Source organism: Neobacillus sp. NPDC093127 (assembly GCF_044754175.1).
Lineage (GTDB): Bacteria > Bacillota > Bacilli > Bacillales > Cytobacillaceae > Neobacillus.
Genome location: NZ_JBIVOP010000008.1, coordinates 1 through 18652, shown reverse-complemented (window position 1 = coordinate 18652; position 18652 = coordinate 1). Strand labels below are relative to the sequence as shown.

Below are 18652 nucleotides of genomic sequence, written 5' to 3'. Positions count from 1 at the left end.
GAAATGAAAAGTTTGAAAAAATTAAGCCTTGTTACATTATTTGCAGCATTAATGGTATTTATGGCTGCTTGTGGGGGCGGGGCTTCAAAAGACAACACAAGTGGAACAGACAAGAAAAACGATACAACTCCAAAAACTGAAGAAAAACAAGAAGTTTCCGGTTCATTAACCGTTTCTGGTTCCTCTGCTATGCAGCCCTTAGTCGCAGCTGCAGCTGAAGAATTTATGAATGCAAATCCAAAAGCTGATATTCAAGTAACTGCCGGCGGATCTGGTACTGGTCTTTCACAAGTTTCTGAAGGATCTGTACAAATTGGTAACTCAGACGTATTTGCTGAAGAAAAAATTCCTGATAAAGCAAGTGAGCTTGTTGATCATAAAGTTGCAGTTGTAGGTATGACTGCAGCGGTTAATCCTAAAGTTGGCATTAAAGATATTAAAAAAGCAGATTTAATTAAAGTGTTCACTGGAAAAATTACCAACTGGAAAGAACTTGGCGGTAAAGACCAAAAGATCGTTCTTGTAAACCGTCCTGATTCTTCAGGAACACGTGCAATTTTCAATAAGTTTGCACTTGATGGTGCAACACCAGCTGAAGGAATTACTGAGGACTCTTCAAACACGGTTAAAAAGATTATCAATGAAACAGATGGAGCAATTGGTTACCTTGCATTCTCATACTTCACTGATGAATCTGTGACACCACTTGCTATCGATGGTGTAGAACCAACCGAAGAAAATGTACAATCTGGTAAATTTCCAGTTTGGGCTTACCAACATTCTTATACTAAAGGCGAAGCTGAAGGCTTAGCAAAAGCTTTCCTAGAGTATTTAATGTCAGATGAAATCCAAACTACCTTATTAAAAGAACAGGGCTACCTTCCTGTCACAAAAATGAAGGTAGAACGTGATGCAAAAGGAAATCAAAAAGATTTATAAGTTGAATAAATAAATGGATAAAAAAGGGTAAGTGCAGATATGCATTTACCCTATTATGACGTATTTTAGGGGTGTTTGGTGCATTATGGAAAAGATTATTCCTGCAAAGGAAAGATTGATAAAATCCTCAAAAAATAGGATGGACGGGGAATTACGTGGAAAAATTCTCGTAATTTTATGTGCCGTAATCATGATATCTGCAACCATATCCATTACTATTTTTTTAGGCACAAAAGGTTTACAATCATTTGTTAAAAATGGTGTCAGTCTTATTGAGTTCTTAACCAGTACACACTGGAATCCTACAAATCAAGCCAATCCGGAATATGGTGCCTTGCCATTTATTTTCGGTTCATTTGCCGTCACCTTCCTTGCGGCGCTTATTGCGGCACCATTAGGAATTGGCGCTGCAATCTTTATGACGGAAATTGCACCTTCATGGGGAAGAAAAATATTACAGCCAGTCGTCGAGCTATTAGTTGGAATTCCATCTGTTGTTTATGGATTCATCGGGCTTACAGTATTAGTTCCATTTGTAAGGGCACATGTTGGTGGACTAGGCTTTAGTTTGCTATCCGGGATGATCGTGTTATCGGTTATGATTTTGCCAACGATCACTTCGATTGCAACAGATGCAATGGGCACCTTGCCAAAAAATTTAAGAGAAGGCTCTTACGCACTTGGTGCAACCCGATGGCAAACGATTCGAAAGGTGCTAATTCCTGCCGCCCTTCCAGGCCTCCTGACTGCGGTTGTTTTGGGGATGGCTCGGGCATTTGGTGAAGCATTAGCTGTTCAAATGGTCATTGGAAACGTAAGAAATTTACCATCAAGTATTTTAGATGCCTCAGCTACTTTAACAACGATTATTACATTAAATATGGGACATACCACTTACGGAAGTGTGGAAAATAATACACTATGGTCGATGGGCTTAATTTTATTAGTTATGTCATTTGCCTTTATTCTACTCATCCGCTATCTATCATCAAGGAGGAAGCTGTAATGAAAAGTAAAACAGCTGACCGAATTGCAACAGGCGTATTTGTTGCTATTGCTATTATCATTGTTTCTATACTTGTTGGATTATTCTCTTATATTTTGGTCAATGGATTTAAATACATTTCCTGGGATTTTTTAACTACTCCTTCAAGCAATATTCGTGCGGGTGGAGGAATTCGCGATCAGTTATTTAACTCGTTTTATATTTTACTCATTACCATGATTATTGCTGTCCCCCTTGGAGTTGGCGGGGGAATCTATATGGCGGAATATGCGAAACCGGGAAAATTAACAGACACAATTCGTTCCTGTATTGAAGTGTTAGCATCGCTTCCATCTATCGTAATCGGAATGTTTGGATTATTGGTGTTTGTTAACGTAACAGGTTGGGGATATACGATTTTAGGAGGGGCTCTAGCACTTACAGTCTTTAATTTGCCCGTTATCGTACGTGTAAGCGAGGATTCCATTCGGACTGTTCCTCGGGATCTGAAAGAGGCTAGTCTTGCATTAGGTATTACACATTGGCATACAATCAAAACCGTCCTATTACCTAGTGCTTTTCCATCGATATTAACGGGGATCATTCTTGCAGCTGGTCGTGTGTTTGGAGAAGCGGCAGCATTATTGTTTACAGCAGGTCTTTCAACCCCAAGACTCGATTATGCAAATTGGAATCCATTTTCTGAGCAATCTCCATTAAATATTTTCAGGCCGGCTGAAACGCTCGCCGTCCACATTTGGTCTGTCAATACACAAGGACTAATTCCCGACGTTGAAGCGGTCTCGAATGGTTCTGCTGCTGTATTAGTCATTTCAGTCCTACTCTTTAACCTATTAGCTAGATGGATTGGAAGTATCATTACGAAGAAAATTACTGCAACTAAATAAAGGGCAGGTGAGAACGGATGGTTACGACTCTTTTGGAAAAAGAAATTACAGAACAAACAATACAATCAACCGTCCCGTTGCAAATGGAACATATTTTAAATGTGCATAATTTAGAAATATTCTATGGTGAAAAACGTGCCGTTAACGGAATTTCTATGGATATAGAAAAAAATGCTGTAACGGCTTTGATAGGACCTTCAGGCTGTGGAAAGTCAACATTTTTAAGAAGCGTCAATCGGATGAATGACCTGATTCCCGGTGCAAGAGCCCAAGGGGAAATTATCTATGAAGATCTCAATATCCTGTCTAAACAAATTAATGTCGTGGCATTACGAAAAGAAATTGGAATGGTATTTCAAAAGCCGAATCCCTTTCCGAAATCCATATATGAAAATATAACGCATGCCCTAAAATTTGCTGGGGTTAGAAAGAAAAAGCAGTTAGACGAAATCGTGGAGGAGAGCCTTCGAAAGGCGGCATTGTGGGATGAGGTAAAGGATAGACTTCATAAATCCGCCTTATCACTTTCGGGAGGGCAGCAGCAGCGCCTTTGCATCGCTCGAACAATTGCGATGAAACCGACTGTCATGCTTCTTGATGAACCATCTTCGGCATTGGATCCTATCTCCAACGCAAAAGTTGAAGATTTAATTGTGGAATTGAAAAAGGATTATTCTATTATCATTGTCACCCATAATATGCAGCAGGCTTCCAGAATTTCCGATAAAACGGCCTTCTTTTTAAGTGGTGATTTGATTGAATATGATGCAACAGAAAAAATCTTCACCAACCCTTCTGTTAAAAAGACGGAAGAATATATTTCCGGAAGGTTTGGATAAGGAGGAAAATGGAATGTCAACTCCGACATTAACTAGACAGGTATTTGATATACGGGACTTGAATTTATGGTATGGTGACCATCATGCCTTAAAAAACATCAACTTTCCGATTAATAAAAAAGAGGTAACAGCGATAATCGGTCCATCCGGATGTGGCAAGTCCACTTTTATTAAAACATTAAATTTGATGATCAATATGGTTCCAAATGTAAAAATGACCGGAGAAATTAACTTTAATGGCCAAAATATATTAGGCGAGAAAATGGATCTGGTTGAACTTCGCAAACACGTTGGCATGGTTTTTCAGAAGGGCAATCCTTTTCCACAATCGATTTATGATAATGTCGCCTACGGTCCAAGAGTTCATGGAATCACTAAAAAGAAGCACCTAGATGAGCTTGTCATCAAATCATTAATGGATGTTGCTTTATGGGAGGAAGTAAAGGATCGTTTAACCGCACCAGCCCTAGGATTATCTGGGGGGCAACAGCAGCGGCTATGTATCGCAAGGGCATTAGCGACAAAACCGGATGTTTTGTTAATGGATGAGCCAACTTCTGCCCTTGACCCAATTTCAACCTTGAAAATCGAGGAACTGATTTTAGAGTTAAAGGAAAAATATACAATTGTCATTGTTACCCACAATATGCAGCAAGCGTCACGCGTGTCAGATAAGACGTCTTTCTTTTTAATGGGTGAATTAATTGAACTGGATTCAACTTCTACTATTTTTTCAAATCCAAAAGACTCACGAACTGAAGGTTATATTACAGGAAGATTCGGATGATGGGGTGGCATAAATGAGTGCAAGAGCTAATTTTGATAACAATTTAAAAGAATTAAAAGAACTGCTTTTAGAAATGGCTCATAAGTCAGAACATGCAATTAAAGAAGCAATGATTGCTTTACTAAATCAGGACATGTATAAGGCAAAAAAAGTTATTGAAGGCGATAATGAAATCGATGATTTGGAAGATGATATTAACAATAAAGCATTATTATTAATTGCAAGGGAATCTCCCGTAGCAACCGATCTTAGAAAAATTAATGTCGCATTAAAAGTTTCTTCAGAAGTGGAGCGGTTGGCGGATATCGCCGTAAATATTGCCAAATCGGCCTTGCAAATCGGCAATGAAAAATACTTTAAAGATATCATTGATATACCAAAAATGATGGAAATGGCGTTAGAGATGGTTTCTGAATCGATAACTGCCTATTATTCAGAAGATATTGAACTAGCTAAAAAATGTGCGGAAAAAGATGATGCAGTAGACAAAATGTTTGGAGACTTGGTACATGAGCTACTAAGCTTTATTCCGCAAAATCCTAATGCAACGAACCAGATTATCCAATTAGCATTTGTGTGCAGGTATATCGAAAGAATCGCAGACCATTCTACGAATATTTCCGAAAATGTTATTTACCTTGTTACTGGAAAACGCATTAATTTGAATGAATAGAAAAAGAATAGAGACTTACCCGAGATGAAGCTGAAAAATTTGGCTTCATCTCTTTTTTTTTACACGTTACGACAATTTGCGTTTATTGTGTGCTGGCCATTCTAGTGATACGATTACAATATCAACTTTTATGAATAATTTACTTAATATAGCATATATTGATAGTTTGCAGAATGGAGGAAGCTATGATTAAGGATATGATCAGTCCATCACCGAGAGCGTTTGCCCCTTTAAAGGGTGAGCTTACGGCGAAACTTGTGACCCCGGGAAAAATGATTCTATTCTGGGACGTATCAGAATTACCTAAAAAAATGACTGAATTATTTTTTAATTGCAGGTTTGAAGACCTTGTCACTGTTATCAGAATTTATGATGTTACTGATATCACCTTTAATGGGAAAAACGCCCCTCATTTTTATGAAATTACCGTGCCCTATCAAAGTGGACACTGGTTTATAAAAGGATTGTCGCCAAATCGCAGCTACACAGCTGAATTAGGCATTCATTTATCGGAAGCTAACTTTTTCCCTGTCTTTAGGTCAAACTGCATTCAAACCACTAAGTCGGCATTGCTAAGCGGGATTGAGATAAATCGGGATTTAATTCAATATCAGCAATATGAAGACCACCCGCCAAAATGGCTTGATCATGTAAGTACCTACAGCTATTATCTGGAATCAAACCCGCTGGAGAAGAAAAATGGATAAAGAATTATCCCATCAGGTTGACATGAACCAAAAAAGCTGGGGATTAAAAATATTGATGCTTTGCTGGGAATATCCACCTAATATAGTCGGAGGTCTTTCGCGGCACGTGTTCGGATTAGCTGTTCATTTGGCCGCAATGGGTCATGAGATTCATGTAGTAACAGCTGGAAATGGGAGCCTTCCGCCATTTGAAAAAAATCATGGTGTGAATGTTCATCGTGTCAAACCACTTAATGAACTCGATGATGATTTTCTTTCCTGGATAGGCGGGCTTAATTTAGCCATGGCTTTCAAGGCGGAAAAATTAACAGAAGAGATAAAATTCGACTTTATTCATGCCCATGACTGGCTGGTCGGCTCCGCTGCGATTGCTTTAATGGATACCCTGACCATTCCGCTCCTTGCGACAATCCATGCTACAGAGCATGGCAGGCATAATGGTATTCATACGGAAATGCAGCAATTTATCCATGAGAAGGAACTGCAGTTAATTACTATGTCCGATCAATTAATCGTTTGTAGTGAATACATGAGGGGTGAACTCTTATCGGTTTTTAAAGCACGAGCTGATAAGATAACAGTTATTCCTAATGGGATTGACCCGATGACAGCAGAACGAACAACAGAAGAAATACTACCTGACCTAAAGCAAAAAAAATATATTTTTTCGCTAGGGAGAATGGTAAAAGAAAAAGGATTTGAAACCATTATTGAAGCGGCATTCAATGCTAAAGAGAATGGCCAAAGTTATTTTTTCGTTATTGCGGGGAAAGGACCGATGCTTGAGACATATCGGCGTCAGGTTGTTGAGCGGAAATTAGAAAACATTGTTGCATTTGTAGGTTATATTAGCGATGAACAAAGGAATGCACTCATCGAAGGATGCGAAATGGCTGTCATTCCAAGTTTGTATGAGCCATTCGGAATTGCCGCCCTTGAAACGATGATACTTGGGAAACCTACGATTGTGTCAAATACAGGTGGTATAAAAGGGCTTGTGAAGCATTTGCAAACAGGATTATTGATGGTACCAGGTGATGCTCAAAGCCTGCAAGAACAAATTGACTTTTTATGGGGAAATCCCCAAAAAGCAAAGGAAATTGGTAAGCGGGGAAGACAAATTGTAAAAAGTTTATATGGCTGGAAACGGATTGCCTCAGAAACAGGCAGAGTTTTCGAAGATATGTTGTTAAACAAACGAGTGAATGAGTTTAAGCAAGCAGAAACACCAAATAAATTGTAAATTAGGTGTATATGATGATAAATCTAACAGAATCACAAAATAATCAGCAGACTTCTAAACGCCAGCAGCCATTCGAAACACTGCAATTTATTCCTGGGATATGGGTAAATGGAATGTCTTACTGGCTGCAAAATTGCACTGAAAAGGTTATTTACAATGAAGAGTTAGTTATTAAAGTGAAACTGGAGCAAATCCACTCGAAAATTCGTCTTGCACATATTTATGTGAGTAATCACAGCAAGCAATGGAAAGAGATTAAGGTTTTAGCGATGCACCATTATTCAAACGTTAGCCAAGATAACGTAACATTTATTTCACCGACAGATAATCGGATTTTTCACCATACGAATAACCATGTTTTTCTTGTTAATGGGCTAAATCAGGGAGAAGGGTTGAAAGAGTGCACGACAATACTGCAGTGGTATGCGTATACAGATCAAATTTGGAGTTCCCTGCAAAAGGGTTCCTTAAAGTATCAGCCAATAGCCAAAGGTCCTGCTGCGAGTATATTCGCAATGAAAGTGTCAGTAGAGCCGCGGGAGACTAGCAAAATGAACACTTGGACAATAACAGGCACTAACAAAAATGAATTAATTTCCATGGACGAAGGTCTTTTGAAAAGAATAGAAACCCTTTAACTTCGACCACTGAGATGTAAGCATCCAGCGGCAAGTGTACTTCGCAAAAAGACGTTTCCCTTTTCTTTAAAAACAGACTAGCATTTCATCTTGATAAATGATATTATAGAAAAGTCGTATGAATGAATAGCTTAATCGTTTGGAGGGAAATAAACATGCGTGTGAATATTACATTAGCTTGCACTGAGTGTGGAGATCGTAACTATATTTCAACAAAAAATAAACGTAATAATCCAGATCGTCTTGAGCTTAAAAAATATTGCCCAAGAGAAAAACGTACAACTGCACACCGCGAAACAAAATAAGCATCAGGGCTTCCTGTTGCTTTTTTTATTGCCTAAATAAGGAGGTTTCTTTAAATGAGTGATAAAACTTCCCTTCGAAAGCAGATGAAAGAAACACTCTCAATGCTTTCAAAGCCCGCCTATGAAGATTATTCCTATAAAATTGCAGCTAAGCTCTTTGAAGAAGAAAACTGGATACAAGCAAAAGTCGTTGGAATTACTGTTTCAAAGGCGCCAGAAGTAGATACCTACCAAATTATCCGGAAAGCATGGGAATTAGGAAAACAAGTGGCGGTTCCTAAATGTTACCCGGTGGAGCGGAAGCTATCTTTCAGAACCCTAAGCGAATTCTCTCAGCTGGAATCCGTATACTATGGGTTAATGGAGCCGATTGTAGAACTGACATCGGAAGTTCCTTCAGAAGAAATTGATCTCTTGATTGTTCCTGGAGCGGCTTATACAAGAGAAGGGTATCGCTTAGGGTTTGGCGGAGGTTATTATGACCGGTATTTGACTAATTACTTTGGTAAAACCTTATCACTAGCCTTTAACGAGCAAATTATCCCTCAATTCCCAGTCGAAGAGCACGATATACCCGTCTCGAAAATTATTACCAATCTTGAGGTTATCGAAACAAAATGATGGAAATAATGATGATTTTCTCCGTAATGATCTTAACAGGGTTCGCAGGTTACTTATTGAAGTCATTGACGATATCAGGTGCTGTTGCGGCTGTTTTGGTTGGTCTCGCCGTCTATCTTGGCTTTGGTGTTAATGGGCTGTTCCTGCTTGGTGCCTTCTTTTTATCTTCAAGTCTTTGGTCCAAATATAAAAGTTCGCAAAAAAGGACGATTGAAGAAAAACTAGCTAAGGGAGCAACCAGAGATTGGCGTCAAGTACTGGCAAACGGCGGGGCAGCAGGGCTTTTTAGCATTATCCATTACATTTCTGATGATAGTACCTGGTTAGTTGGATTTGCAGTGAGCCTTGCCAGTGCTAATTCGGATACATGGGCTTCGGAAATTGGGTCTTTAAGCAAGAAGAATCCCATTTACATACGTACCTTTAAACGAATTGACAAAGGTACATCTGGCGCAGTGAGTATTTTAGGAAGTCTAGCCGCACTTGCCGGTTCACTCCTTATTTCACTTATCAGTTTTTGGTTGTTCCATTTGGAATTTATATTTTGTTTGCTTATTTTTTTATCCGGTTATTTCGGAAATGTCATCGATACATTAATGGGTGCCTTTTATCAACAAGTTTTTCGCTGTACCCATTGTGGAATAGAAACTGAAAAAAGACTTCATTGTCATTTGCCGACGATCCGAATAAAAGGGTCTCCCATTATGGATAATGATATGGTTAATTTTCTTTCAGGCTTTTTAGCGGCATTGATGGCGATTGGTGTTTTTCAGTTTATTCATTGATTTTTTCAGTCACTAAAAAAATGTGGTATCAAACGGATTGGAGGGATTTTTATGTTAAATCGAGTGAATAGAGTTGCTCTTATTGGAACTGGCTTTGTTGGTTCCAGCTATGCGTTTGCCTTGTTAAATCAAGGGATAACGGAAGAACTTGTCTTAATTGATTTAAATAAAGATAAAGCTGAAGGGGATGCAATGGATTTAAATCATGGTCTTCCTTTCGCTCCATCACTGACAAAAATTTGGTATGGCAGTTATGCTGATTGCGGCAATGCAGACCTTGTTGTCATAACCGCTGGTGCTAACCAGAAACCAGGTGAAACACGGCTTGATCTAGTAGAGAAAAATACACGGATTTTTAAGGGGATTGTCGAGGAGATTATGGCAAGCGGGTTTGATGGCATTTTCCTTGTCGCTACCAATCCAGTGGACATATTAACGTATGCGGTTTGGAAGTTTTCGGGTCTTCCAAAAGAGCGGGTAATTGGTTCCGGTACGATTCTCGATACAGCGCGGTTCCGCTTTTTGCTTGGGGAATATTTTGATGTGGATACCCGTAATGTCCATGCTTATATTATTGGGGAACATGGCGATACGGAGCTTCCGGTTTGGAGCCACGCTGATATTGCGGGTTTATCGATTTCTGAATGGGCCAAAAATAAGGATGGATATAATCAAGAGGACCTTAATCAACTCTTTTTAAATGTCCGCGATGCTGCCTACCATATTATCGAGCGAAAAGGGGCAACCTTTTATGGAATTGCCATGGGCTTAGTAAGATTGACGAAAGCAATACTTCGGAATGAAAATTCTGTTCTTACCGTTTCTGCCTATCTTGAGGGTGAATATGGGCAAAATGATATTTACATTGGTGTACCTGCTGTAGTTAACCGGAATGGGATTCGGAAAATCGTCGAACTTGATTTAAGTGATGATGAAAAGGAAAAATTCACGAACTCTGTCAATGTCTTAAAGAAGACGATGGAGCCAGTGTTTAAGAATAGTTAAGTTTTTATAGGATTAAGATTCTAACAAATGAATCTAATCCTTTTTTTTAATTGATTTTTCGGATAAACCTTTGGTAATTATCACAGAATATGGTGTAGGAGGGATTTGAATGTCGCGTATGTTAACATCCATTTTGATGATTGGGTCAATAGGTTATTTTGCATTCCGGTACAGATACCGACTTATCAATGTGCTGCTTGGTCCTAGTTGGATGCGCCGGCTTACTGTTGGCTCCATAATGAGTTTCCCAGGTGTAAAACGGAAAATGATGCAATCGGTATTTGGAGGACCATCTGATTGGTGAAAACCACAGATGGCTTTTTTATGTCTAATTCACAACATTTCAAGTTGTTTTATTAATGGGAAATGCTTATTTCGTTTATAATGAATATGATGGCAGACTAAAATTCCTAATATAAGATAGATTATCATTCTATTCGCAGGCTCAACACATTATTTGGAAAGGAGGGGGGATATGAGTAATAAAGAAGGATACGTCTTTTGGAGATTGGCCTATTCTTTCATCTCGGATCACGGTTACCGAATTATTCAATTGTTTGATAATCAAAAAGAATTATGGCTTGGAAAGGTAGAAAATAAGAAAGCGCCAATTATTCGTATGCTGCTCCATGACTTAGATTGGAGCAATGCGATGCAAAGAGATATCGAATTTACTGCATCTAACGGGGAAAAGGTTCGCAGGCAAATTGGCCGCAATGAGTTAAATGTTATCAATATTTACATTAGCCATTTACCGCCATTTGATGAATATGAATATCGTCTGGCAGCACCATTTGTCCATCCGGAGGGAAATAAAACATCGGTTAGTACATTTCTATTGGCAAATGGTAAATACGACACTGGGTTTCAGCAAATTTCCGCCAGGCTCAGGGCTGAGATTCACTTTCCAATTCATGACGATTACTCTGAACAGGAGGTTGATTCATTAAAGAAAGAAGCCTTGGAGCATGCTTTTAAAAAAGTGAAAACCGAAAGAGCTATTCTGTTAAATAGCAAGCCTATTTTTACATATGTGTTCATTGCGATCCAGCTTGTTGTGTTTCTCTGGCTTGAATTACACGGCGGGAGCACCAATAACTCTACCCTTACCAAATACGGAGCGAAGGTTAACCAATTAATTTATGAAGGAGAATGGTGGAGATTTATTACACCTGTTTTTCTACATATTGGCTTTTTGCATCTGGCATTGAATACACTTGCATTGTATTTTCTTGGAATAACTGTTGAACGAATTTTCGGAAATGTTCGTTTTGCGTTTATTTATTTGTTTGCCGGCGTCACGGGTGTCATTTCCAGCTTCCTTTTTAGTTCTATTTTATCGGCCGGGGCCAGTGGTGCTATTTATGGCTGTTTCGGTGCCTTACTCTTTTTTGGAATGATCTATCCAAAGTTATTTTTCCGCACAATGGGTGTCAATTTGATTGTCGTTCTTGCCATAAATCTTATGTTTAGCTCTGCTGCTCCAGGTATTGATAATGCAGGTCATTTGGGCGGACTGGCAGGGGGCTTTTTGGCAGCTGGGATTATGTACTTTCCGAAAAAAAGCAAACTTTGGTTACAATTACTCTTTCTAATTGGCTCGGCTGCTATTGTTTGGGGTTCATTATTCTATGGGTTTAATACTACTGCACAAAAGGAAAATGCAATGATTATGATGGCTCAAGAGTATATTACACAAAATAATTATGACCAGGCCTACAGTATTTTAAAGGACTCTGAGAAGAACTCAACGAATCTGTCTGAGAAAACATATTTTCTTTTATCCTTTGTGGAAATTAAAAAGGGGATGCTCTCTGATGCGAAGACACATTTACAAAAGGCAATCAAGCTGGACCCCAATTTTGATGAAGCCTATTATAATCTAGCGCTTATTAACTATGAGCTAAAAGATTTTGAACAGGCAAAAGTAAATGCAGAAAAGGCGGCTGAATTAAAGCCAAAGCAAAAGGCGTATACAGATTTAGTCCGCGAAATTAATCAACTTCCTTAGGTAGAAGGGGGGACCACAAGATGAAAACGGTTTATGATATTCAGCAATTATTAAAGCAATTCGGAACGATTATTTATATTGGTGATCGAGTCGCAGACCTTGAATTAATGGAAACAGAGCTAAAAGAGCTCTATCATTCACAATTGATAGAAACACGTGAATTTCAAACAGCATTATTAATTTTACGGCACGAAATTCAATTTCAAAAAGAAAAATCAAAGATAGGTGAATAAATTGGCAAATCAATGGATTGCAGGCGTTGACTTGGGCGGGACCACTACGAAAATAGCCTTTATTACAATGGATGGAGAAATCGTTCATAAATGGGAAATACCTACGGATAATTCGAATGAAGGCCAGAACATAACGACTAATATTGCTAAAGCCATTAATGAAAAATTGAATCAACTTGGTAAGTCAAACGACAGCTTATTAGGGATAGGTATGGGGGCACCCGGGCCAGTAGACTATGAAACAGGTATTATTTTAAATGTGGTGAACCTAGGCTGGAAGGATAACTATCCACTTAAGGAAAGTCTTGAAGCGGCAGCCTCAATGCCCGTTGCAGTTGAAAATGATGCGAACTGCGCGGCATTGGGTGAGATGTGGAAGGGCGCCGGTAATGGAGCGAAGAACCTTGTCTGTGTCACCCTCGGTACAGGTGTTGGCGGCGGGGTTATTGCTAATGGAAGTATTGTCCAAGGTAAGAACGGTGCGGCGGGAGAAATAGGGCATATTACCGTCATCCCAGATGGTGGTGCACCATGCAATTGTGGAAAAACAGGCTGTCTGGAAACGATTGCTTCTGCAACTGGCATTGTTCGCCTAGCTAATGAGGAACTCTTAAAAGGTGAATCAAAAGGGGAACTTGCAGAAAGGCTTGCTGCAAATGGCAAAATTACCTCTAAAGATGTTTTTGAATCGGCTGAAAATGGTGATGCTCTGGCAAATAAGGTATTAAAAGAAGTTTACTTCCACTTAGGTTTTGTTTTGGCGAGTATTGCCAATACGCTAAATCCAGATAATATTGTTTTAGGTGGCGGAGTTTCAAAAGCAGGAAACATACTTTTAGATGCAGTAACCGAAAACTTTGCTAAGTTTGCCTTTTCAGCAGTTCGAGATTCGACAAAACTGGCACTGGCGACATTAGGAAATGATGCCGGAGTGCTTGGTGCTGCCTGGCTGATTAAAAATAAATTAAATCAATAGGTTATAAAGGAGAAAAGTCGGTAGTCTACGGCTTTTTTCCTATTTGTTGAAATGTTTCGAAAACCTTGAAACATTTTTATCAAAAATACGTACTAACATATGTGAGATATATAGGGAGGGGGCAAATCATTTAAATTGAACAGATTATCGTTTCAAAAGTTTATTTTAATACTCATTTTCATTTTTTTGACCCTCCTTTTAAGTGGATGCACGAGTAAAGAACAGCAGAAGCCAAAAATTCCAGCAAAAAATGAACGGCCGAAACCAGCGCTTACAGTGGGAAGTGCATGGAAATTACCTATTTCCATACCCGAGGGAGAATTTGATCGACTTTGCGGCTGGCTTTCAGAGGATGAGGTTGTTTACATCACCAACCTGGAACAAACGTCAAATGTCTATCGCTATCATCTTTTAACGGGTAAAAGTGAATTAATTTATAAAACAGAGCACCCAATTGTCACCGTGCAAATAAGTCCCTCGAAAAAGTATATTTTGATCCATTCATCACCTTCATCGTACGAAGGATTAATCACCATTATTGATACACAGGGAACTGAAAAGATAAAGGAATCACTCCCCTCCTATGAACTTGCATTTGAGTGGAATCCTTATAATGAAGAACAGGTACTTGTATCAAAATTTAAGGAAGACTGGACCTTTCAAGTAGTCTTGCTGGATATGAATAAATTAAACACGACGGAGCTTTCGATACCGCAGCCTTTTATTAAGTGGATGGGGGAAAAAAAGATTGCCTATTTAGATTGGGATGAGGATAATCCTACTTTATTTGCCCCGCTTACTGTGAGCGATTTAGAGAAGGGAATTGAACAAACGCTGTTTCCCCGCGTATTACAATTTGCAACGTTTCACGGTAAACTAATGACTATTACGGTTAAGGAACAAGATCAAACGAATGCTGTCTATTCTTTTTTTGATAAGAATCTAAAAGAAAACTTTTCATTTTCTCAGCCGCAGCTGACAAAGTTTTCAGATTGGTTAGTTCCCTTTTATGACTATAATGATCCCCTGGGACAATTTATCACCTTCAGACCTGTAAAAAGCGGGGAAGCCGATTCCTATTCGGACGGCTTTGAGCTCCTGCTCTATAATCTTAAGAAGGGGTCCCTTCCTAAACTGATCATGGCGGGCATGGAAAATGAGCCAATTAATTTTTCTCCGTCTGGAGAGGCGCTCCTTTATGGCAACCGTTTCGAAAAAATCATCGATCTAAATGCAAAGAAAATATATGAGTTAATTAAAGAATAAGCTAAACAAAAAAGACTGTCAGTGACAGTCTTTTAGTGTGTTCCGGTAGGAAATCCAGATTTTAAAATTGTCATCACGGTAAACCAGCCAAAAACCAAGAATGAAGCCACTCCCCAAAATGCGCCCAAGTGGTTTTTGTTCTTAAGTGCGCTAAATCCACCGAAGGCGGCAAGCACGGTTACAATCGCAAAAATAATAACTAAACCCATAATTAAATCCCCCTTTTTAGTATAAGCAGGCTAGAGCCTAACATGGTCAAAAAAATTATGTACCTATATTATATACATTCGAATCCTATTTTATATTTTTTTCATTCATTTGTCGAGGGCAAAAACGCACTAATATAATAACACTGCTTTCACTCTGCTTGTTATTTGGTGTAAAATGAGGGTATCGCAATTTGTAATGGAGGTCCTTTTAATGAAATGGCAGCAAATTCCCTTAGGCAGTCTGCAAACAAACTGTTACATCGTAGAAAACCCTGATCGCTCCTGTTTAATTTTCGATCCTGGCAGTGAAGGAAAAAAACTGATTCATTTACTGAATCAAAGAAAATTAAAGCCTCAGGCAATTTTTTTAACACATGCACATTTCGATCATATTGGAGCCGTTACCGAGGTTAGAGAGACTTTTCAGATTCCCGTTTATATTCACAAACAGGAAGAAAAATGGTTAGCTGACCCAGCGTTAAACGGCTCACAATTATTTATGTATCAGAATTCAATCAAGGTAAATGATGCCGACCATATTATAAAAAACGAGGGGGCTATGGAAATCAATGATTTTGCTTTCAGCGTTTTTCATACCCCTGGTCATTCGCCAGGAAGTATTTCTTATTATTTCGAGCAGGAGGGATTTGTTATCTCTGGTGACGCCTTATTTCAAGGCAGTATCGGCCGTACGGACCTTCCGGGCGGGAATCACTCACAGCTGATCAAAAGCATTCATGACAAGCTGTTAACCTTGCCAGAGGACACCTATGTCTTGTCAGGCCATGGTCCAGTGACAACAATTGGTGATGAAATGGATAGCAATCCATTTTTAAATGGATTTTAAGATACTTGCGGAAGCGTCTAGGCGCTGGATTTAGACGACAAAAAAAGAAAGGCCCTTCTCAATTAAGAGAAGGGCCTTTCTGGGGGATGTTCTTTTTCATATAATGGGAGGGGATATTGTTAAGCTACTAACATAACAATATAATAAAGTTAACACTATGTCAATAGTGTTAACTTGAAAAGGAGTTACTATGATTACCTATTTACAAAGTTTAATTGAAAATTCGCCAACAAAGTTAATTTCCTACGCTGATTACATAGGGGCCGTTCTTTATCATCCCGAATATGGCTATTATATGAAGGATAAGCAAAAGGTCGGCCGGCAGGGTGATTTCATTACAACAAGCAATATTTCTGATGTTTACGGCAGATTAATCGCAAAATGGTTTTCATCCGTCTGTGAAAAAACAAACCTGCCACCCGTATTTTGCGAAATAGGCGGTGGAAATGGTCGATTTGCCAAGGCTTTTATACAGGAATGGCATGAATCAATAAAAACTCCCTTACATTATATGATCGTTGAGGCAAGTCCTTATCATCGAAAGTTACAAAGGGAATTACTAACGCCCGGTTATTCGGTTGTCCAAGTAGAGCGGCTTGACGAAATAAAGGAATTTGAGGGAACTATCTTTTCAAATGAGCTTTTCGATGCGCTGCCAGTCCACGTCGTTGAACTGGTTGACGGACAGCTTTTTGAGGTAATGGTTGGTTGTCATGATGAGGAATTATTCGAGCAGAACATTCAATTGAAAAATCCGGCGATTATTTCTTTTATCGAAGAAAGTAAGATCGAATTACAAGAAAAGCAGCGGATTGAGATTCCCTTAGCAATGGTGAAGATGCTCCAAGAGATTTCGAAGACCTTGACAAAGGGAATGGTTGTAACAGCAGATTATGGCTATACAATCGAGGAGTGGAAGGATCCGCTTAGGGCAAAGGGGAGCTTAAGAGGATATTACCAACATAAAATGATCGATAATGTCCTTGAAAGTCCGGGAGAAATGGACATTACCACCCACATCCATTTTGATGAACTGATTCAAAAAGGAGAGCAAGTAAATTTAAAGTTGGTAACAAAGCTTAGGCAAGATGAATTTTTATTAAAAGCAGGTATCTTGAAGGAATTAGAAAATCATTATGATCCGAATCCTTTTTCGGCGGTCAGCAAGCGTAACCGGGCAATTCGGAGCTTAATTATGCCAACAGGGATGAGTTCTTATTTTCATATCATTATTCAACAAAAAGGTCTTGAATTAAGTGAAAGTAACGTGTTCACTGACTAAAAAGAAAAATGCCGGAGCTAAACTCCGGCATTTTTCTTTGTCTAGCTACAGCGCCAAGGCGCTGTAGCTTTTCTTATAGCCCTCCGCCAAGCGGCATCATGAACGTTGTCCAATATGTGAAGCCTGCGAAGAAAACAGTTAAATATGCTCCGAACACGTACAAATACATACGCTCAGAAAGTTTAAGATAGCTAAGCAGAACAAAGAATCCGGTTTGGGCTAAGAACAGCATTGCTGTCTTATCCATATCACCAAGATAAAACATAACGGTAAAAATGCCCGTCCAGAAACCACAAACTCTAAACATGCGATCCATATGTATCCCTCCTTTTACCCCATCGATACCATCATTACAATATTATAAAGTAAAAGGAGGTGTAATGTAAATAATGGTTTCGAATTAGTTTGTTACAAGTGCTTGATATGAGCATGTATTACAACCGGTAAGCATGTTTTCCTTTTCAATTAACTCAACGGAATTAAACAGGGCATCAAACATTCCCTTAAGAAATTCATGGTGCATGCTGCAAACCGTTTCCGAATGTTCCTCGGCCACTTCTTTAAATGGACAATTGAATATTTGGAAGTAAATTTTAGTTTTTTCACCATTTGCTTCAAATTCTGGATAAAAACCGGCAAGTGTTGCAGCACTTTTTAATATTGTTAGCTTTTGATCAAATTCTAATTCCTCACCAAGTGATCTTTTTGCCATTTCTTGCTCAATCACCTCAGTACCAAACCGTTTTCCTGTTATGAAAAGGGCTTGTTTTCCAGCTTCTCCAAGTGAAATCATCGTTTGGATCGCCACTTTTGATAAAAGCATATAGTCGCGGAATGGAAAATGAAGTTGAATGACATCGTCGGATAAACGATATAATCGACTTGGTCTGCCGCCTTTACCCGTTTTCTTCGTTTCGGATGCTAACATATTAACATCCTCAAGCTTCGATAAATGCAGTCTGGCAACATTCGGATGAATATTAAAATTTTCTGCCACTTCTTGAACAGTTACTTCTTGATGCCGTTTGGTAATGTATTGATAAATGTAGTACCGTGTTGGATCTGACAAAACGTTTGTTATTTTTAATGTTTGTTCCATCTCTGTTCACCTCGGACCCCCATAATTTATTCCATTATAATACAGGCGTAATAACAAGGGAATGTGGTTAACAACATAGTCACTATATGTTTAGAAAATGTTCACAATTACTGTCTTTATATTGTAAAAACATTATAAAATGATGCGATTTCATAACGATGGTAGTTTGTCAATAGTTATCTTTTGGTGTTTTAAATTTGGCTGTGTTAAAAGTGAATGTTGATTTCCGTTCCAGGCGCGAGCGGTTCGCGGGGCGGGCGGTGAGCCTCCTCGGCGCTAAAGCGCCTGCGGGGT

23 protein-coding genes are annotated in these 18652 nt (G+C 38.9%); 20 read left to right on the top strand and 3 right to left on the bottom strand.

Annotated features, from left to right (window positions below):
* Positions 1–3: 3 nt before the first annotated feature.
* The 18 genes from ACIQCO_RS12630 (at position 4) to ACIQCO_RS12545 (ending at position 14921) form a co-directional block, all read left to right on the top strand.
* Positions 4–939: a phosphate ABC transporter substrate-binding protein gene (locus ACIQCO_RS12630; RefSeq protein ID WP_400428951.1), complete on the top strand. Its 936-nt coding sequence runs from the start codon at positions 4–6 to the stop codon at positions 937–939.
* An 85-nt stretch (positions 940–1024) separates the two neighbouring features.
* On the top strand, positions 1025–1945 hold the full coding sequence (gene pstC, locus ACIQCO_RS12625; protein WP_400428949.1) for a phosphate ABC transporter permease subunit PstC: 921 nt from the start codon (positions 1025–1027) through the stop codon (positions 1943–1945).
* Positions 1945–2832: a phosphate ABC transporter permease PstA gene (gene pstA, locus ACIQCO_RS12620; protein ID WP_400428947.1), complete on the top strand. Its 888-nt coding sequence runs from the start codon at positions 1945–1947 to the stop codon at positions 2830–2832. The genes pstC and pstA overlap by 1 nt, the downstream gene beginning before the upstream one ends.
* 83 nt (positions 2833–2915) lie before the next feature.
* Positions 2916–3671, top strand: coding sequence for a phosphate ABC transporter ATP-binding protein PstB (gene pstB / locus ACIQCO_RS12615; RefSeq protein WP_400429280.1), 756 nt, complete (start codon positions 2916–2918; stop codon positions 3669–3671).
* A gap of 13 nt (positions 3672–3684) precedes the next feature.
* On the top strand, positions 3685–4458 hold the full coding sequence (gene pstB, locus ACIQCO_RS12610) for a phosphate ABC transporter ATP-binding protein PstB (protein ID WP_400428945.1): 774 nt from the start codon (positions 3685–3687) through the stop codon (positions 4456–4458).
* A gap of 13 nt (positions 4459–4471) precedes the next feature.
* Positions 4472–5131 carry a phosphate signaling complex protein PhoU gene (gene phoU / locus ACIQCO_RS12605; RefSeq protein ID WP_400428943.1) on the top strand — a complete coding sequence of 220 codons (660 nt, stop codon included), beginning with the start codon at positions 4472–4474 and terminating at the stop codon, positions 5129–5131.
* A gap of 185 nt (positions 5132–5316) precedes the next feature.
* Entirely contained in the window at positions 5317–5838 is a 522-nt protein-coding gene (locus ACIQCO_RS12600; protein WP_400428941.1) for a DUF4912 domain-containing protein, read from the top strand.
* Positions 5831–7081 carry a glycosyltransferase family 4 protein gene (locus ACIQCO_RS12595; protein WP_400428939.1) on the top strand — a complete coding sequence of 417 codons (1251 nt, stop codon included), beginning with the start codon at positions 5831–5833 and terminating at the stop codon, positions 7079–7081. Before ACIQCO_RS12600 ends, ACIQCO_RS12595 begins: the two co-directional genes overlap by 8 nt.
* Positions 7082–7095: 14 nt before the next feature.
* On the top strand, positions 7096–7719 hold the full coding sequence (locus ACIQCO_RS12590) for a hypothetical protein (RefSeq protein WP_400428937.1): 624 nt from the start codon (positions 7096–7098) through the stop codon (positions 7717–7719).
* 155 nt (positions 7720–7874) lie between these two features.
* Positions 7875–8024: a 50S ribosomal protein L33 gene (gene rpmG / locus ACIQCO_RS12585; RefSeq protein ID WP_015594975.1), complete on the top strand. Its 150-nt coding sequence runs from the start codon at positions 7875–7877 to the stop codon at positions 8022–8024.
* A gap of 54 nt (positions 8025–8078) precedes the next feature.
* Positions 8079–8645: a 5-formyltetrahydrofolate cyclo-ligase gene (locus ACIQCO_RS12580; RefSeq protein WP_400428934.1), complete on the top strand. Its 567-nt coding sequence runs from the start codon at positions 8079–8081 to the stop codon at positions 8643–8645.
* Positions 8642–9430 (top strand): DUF92 domain-containing protein, encoded by a 789-nt coding sequence (locus tag ACIQCO_RS12575; protein WP_400428932.1) that lies wholly within the window; start codon positions 8642–8644, stop codon positions 9428–9430. Before ACIQCO_RS12580 ends, ACIQCO_RS12575 begins: the two co-directional genes overlap by 4 nt.
* Positions 9431–9481: 51 nt before the next feature.
* On the top strand, positions 9482–10435 hold the full coding sequence (locus ACIQCO_RS12570) for an L-lactate dehydrogenase (protein WP_400428930.1): 954 nt from the start codon (positions 9482–9484) through the stop codon (positions 10433–10435).
* A 109-nt stretch (positions 10436–10544) separates the two neighbouring features.
* The gene (locus ACIQCO_RS12565) at positions 10545–10739 is read left to right on the top strand and encodes a hypothetical protein (protein ID WP_400428929.1); all 195 of its coding nucleotides are present in this window, start codon (positions 10545–10547) and stop codon (positions 10737–10739) included.
* Between the two features lie 171 nt (positions 10740–10910).
* Entirely contained in the window at positions 10911–12446 is a 1536-nt protein-coding gene (locus ACIQCO_RS12560) for a rhomboid family intramembrane serine protease (RefSeq protein ID WP_400428928.1), read from the top strand.
* A gap of 20 nt (positions 12447–12466) precedes the next feature.
* Positions 12467–12679, top strand: a complete 213-nt coding sequence (locus tag ACIQCO_RS12555) for a YqgQ family protein (protein ID WP_400428926.1) — start codon at positions 12467–12469, stop codon at positions 12677–12679.
* Position 12680: 1 nt separating this feature from the next.
* A complete protein-coding gene (locus tag ACIQCO_RS12550) occupies positions 12681–13655 on the top strand; it encodes an ROK family glucokinase (protein WP_400428924.1) in 975 nt (324 codons plus the stop codon).
* A gap of 135 nt (positions 13656–13790) precedes the next feature.
* Positions 13791–14921 (top strand): YqgU-like beta propeller domain-containing protein, encoded by a 1131-nt coding sequence (locus ACIQCO_RS12545; protein ID WP_400428922.1) that lies wholly within the window; start codon positions 13791–13793, stop codon positions 14919–14921.
* Positions 14922–14953: 32 nt separating this feature from the next.
* Here the strand turns inward: ACIQCO_RS12545 and ACIQCO_RS12540 are convergent, their stop codons facing one another.
* On the bottom strand, positions 14954–15130 hold the full coding sequence (locus ACIQCO_RS12540) for a DUF2759 domain-containing protein (protein WP_400428921.1): 177 nt from the start codon (positions 15128–15130) through the stop codon (positions 14954–14956).
* A 211-nt stretch (positions 15131–15341) separates the two neighbouring features.
* Between ACIQCO_RS12540 and ACIQCO_RS12535 the strand changes: the two genes are divergently transcribed.
* Together ACIQCO_RS12535 and ACIQCO_RS12530 are read left to right on the top strand one after the other, a co-directional pair.
* On the top strand, positions 15342–15977 hold the full coding sequence (locus ACIQCO_RS12535; RefSeq protein WP_400428919.1) for an MBL fold metallo-hydrolase: 636 nt from the start codon (positions 15342–15344) through the stop codon (positions 15975–15977).
* Positions 15978–16167: 190 nt separating this feature from the next.
* Positions 16168–17259, top strand: a complete 1092-nt coding sequence (locus ACIQCO_RS12530) for a class I SAM-dependent methyltransferase (RefSeq protein ID WP_400428917.1) — start codon at positions 16168–16170, stop codon at positions 17257–17259.
* A gap of 73 nt (positions 17260–17332) precedes the next feature.
* Here the strand turns inward: ACIQCO_RS12530 and ACIQCO_RS12525 are convergent, their stop codons facing one another.
* Complete coding sequence (locus ACIQCO_RS12525; RefSeq protein ID WP_024029748.1) at positions 17333–17575, bottom strand: DUF2626 domain-containing protein; 243 nt, start codon at positions 17573–17575, stop codon at positions 17333–17335.
* An 84-nt stretch (positions 17576–17659) separates the two neighbouring features.
* Positions 17660–18358 (bottom strand): helix-turn-helix transcriptional regulator, encoded by a 699-nt coding sequence (locus ACIQCO_RS12520; protein WP_400428915.1) that lies wholly within the window; start codon positions 18356–18358, stop codon positions 17660–17662.
* Positions 18359–18652: the final 294 nt, after the last annotated feature.

Excerpts from the sequence above, each read along its gene's own strand:
- ACIQCO_RS12630 (WP_400428951.1), top strand. The coding sequence starts at position 4 with ATGAAAAGTTTGAAAAAATTAAGCCTTGTTACATTATTTGCAGCATTA.
- ACIQCO_RS12520 (WP_400428915.1), bottom strand. The coding sequence starts at position 18,358 with ATGGAACAAACATTAAAAATAACAAACGTTTTGTCAGATCCAACACGG.
- ACIQCO_RS12525 (WP_024029748.1), bottom strand. The coding sequence starts at position 17,575 with ATGGATCGCATGTTTAGAGTTTGTGGTTTCTGGACGGGCATTTTTACC.
- ACIQCO_RS12575 (WP_400428932.1), top strand. The coding sequence starts at position 8,642 with ATGATGGAAATAATGATGATTTTCTCCGTAATGATCTTAACAGGGTTC.
- phoU (WP_400428943.1), top strand. The coding sequence starts at position 4,472 with ATGAGTGCAAGAGCTAATTTTGATAACAATTTAAAAGAATTAAAAGAA.
- pstB (WP_400429280.1), top strand. The coding sequence starts at position 2,916 with ATGGAACATATTTTAAATGTGCATAATTTAGAAATATTCTATGGTGAA.
- ACIQCO_RS12580 (WP_400428934.1), top strand. The coding sequence starts at position 8,079 with ATGAGTGATAAAACTTCCCTTCGAAAGCAGATGAAAGAAACACTCTCA.
- pstB (WP_400428945.1), top strand. The coding sequence starts at position 3,685 with ATGTCAACTCCGACATTAACTAGACAGGTATTTGATATACGGGACTTG.
- ACIQCO_RS12565 (WP_400428929.1), top strand. The coding sequence starts at position 10,545 with ATGTCGCGTATGTTAACATCCATTTTGATGATTGGGTCAATAGGTTAT.
- ACIQCO_RS12560 (WP_400428928.1), top strand. The coding sequence starts at position 10,911 with ATGAGTAATAAAGAAGGATACGTCTTTTGGAGATTGGCCTATTCTTTC.
- ACIQCO_RS12535 (WP_400428919.1), top strand. The coding sequence starts at position 15,342 with ATGAAATGGCAGCAAATTCCCTTAGGCAGTCTGCAAACAAACTGTTAC.
- ACIQCO_RS12600 (WP_400428941.1), top strand. The coding sequence starts at position 5,317 with ATGATTAAGGATATGATCAGTCCATCACCGAGAGCGTTTGCCCCTTTA.
- pstA (WP_400428947.1), top strand. The coding sequence starts at position 1,945 with ATGAAAAGTAAAACAGCTGACCGAATTGCAACAGGCGTATTTGTTGCT.
- ACIQCO_RS12540 (WP_400428921.1), bottom strand. The coding sequence starts at position 15,130 with ATGGGTTTAGTTATTATTTTTGCGATTGTAACCGTGCTTGCCGCCTTC.
- ACIQCO_RS12555 (WP_400428926.1), top strand. The coding sequence starts at position 12,467 with ATGAAAACGGTTTATGATATTCAGCAATTATTAAAGCAATTCGGAACG.
- ACIQCO_RS12590 (WP_400428937.1), top strand. The coding sequence starts at position 7,096 with ATGATAAATCTAACAGAATCACAAAATAATCAGCAGACTTCTAAACGC.
- rpmG (WP_015594975.1), top strand. The coding sequence starts at position 7,875 with ATGCGTGTGAATATTACATTAGCTTGCACTGAGTGTGGAGATCGTAAC.
- ACIQCO_RS12530 (WP_400428917.1), top strand. The coding sequence starts at position 16,168 with ATGATTACCTATTTACAAAGTTTAATTGAAAATTCGCCAACAAAGTTA.
- ACIQCO_RS12595 (WP_400428939.1), top strand. The coding sequence starts at position 5,831 with ATGGATAAAGAATTATCCCATCAGGTTGACATGAACCAAAAAAGCTGG.
- ACIQCO_RS12570 (WP_400428930.1), top strand. The coding sequence starts at position 9,482 with ATGTTAAATCGAGTGAATAGAGTTGCTCTTATTGGAACTGGCTTTGTT.
- pstC (WP_400428949.1), top strand. The coding sequence starts at position 1,025 with ATGGAAAAGATTATTCCTGCAAAGGAAAGATTGATAAAATCCTCAAAA.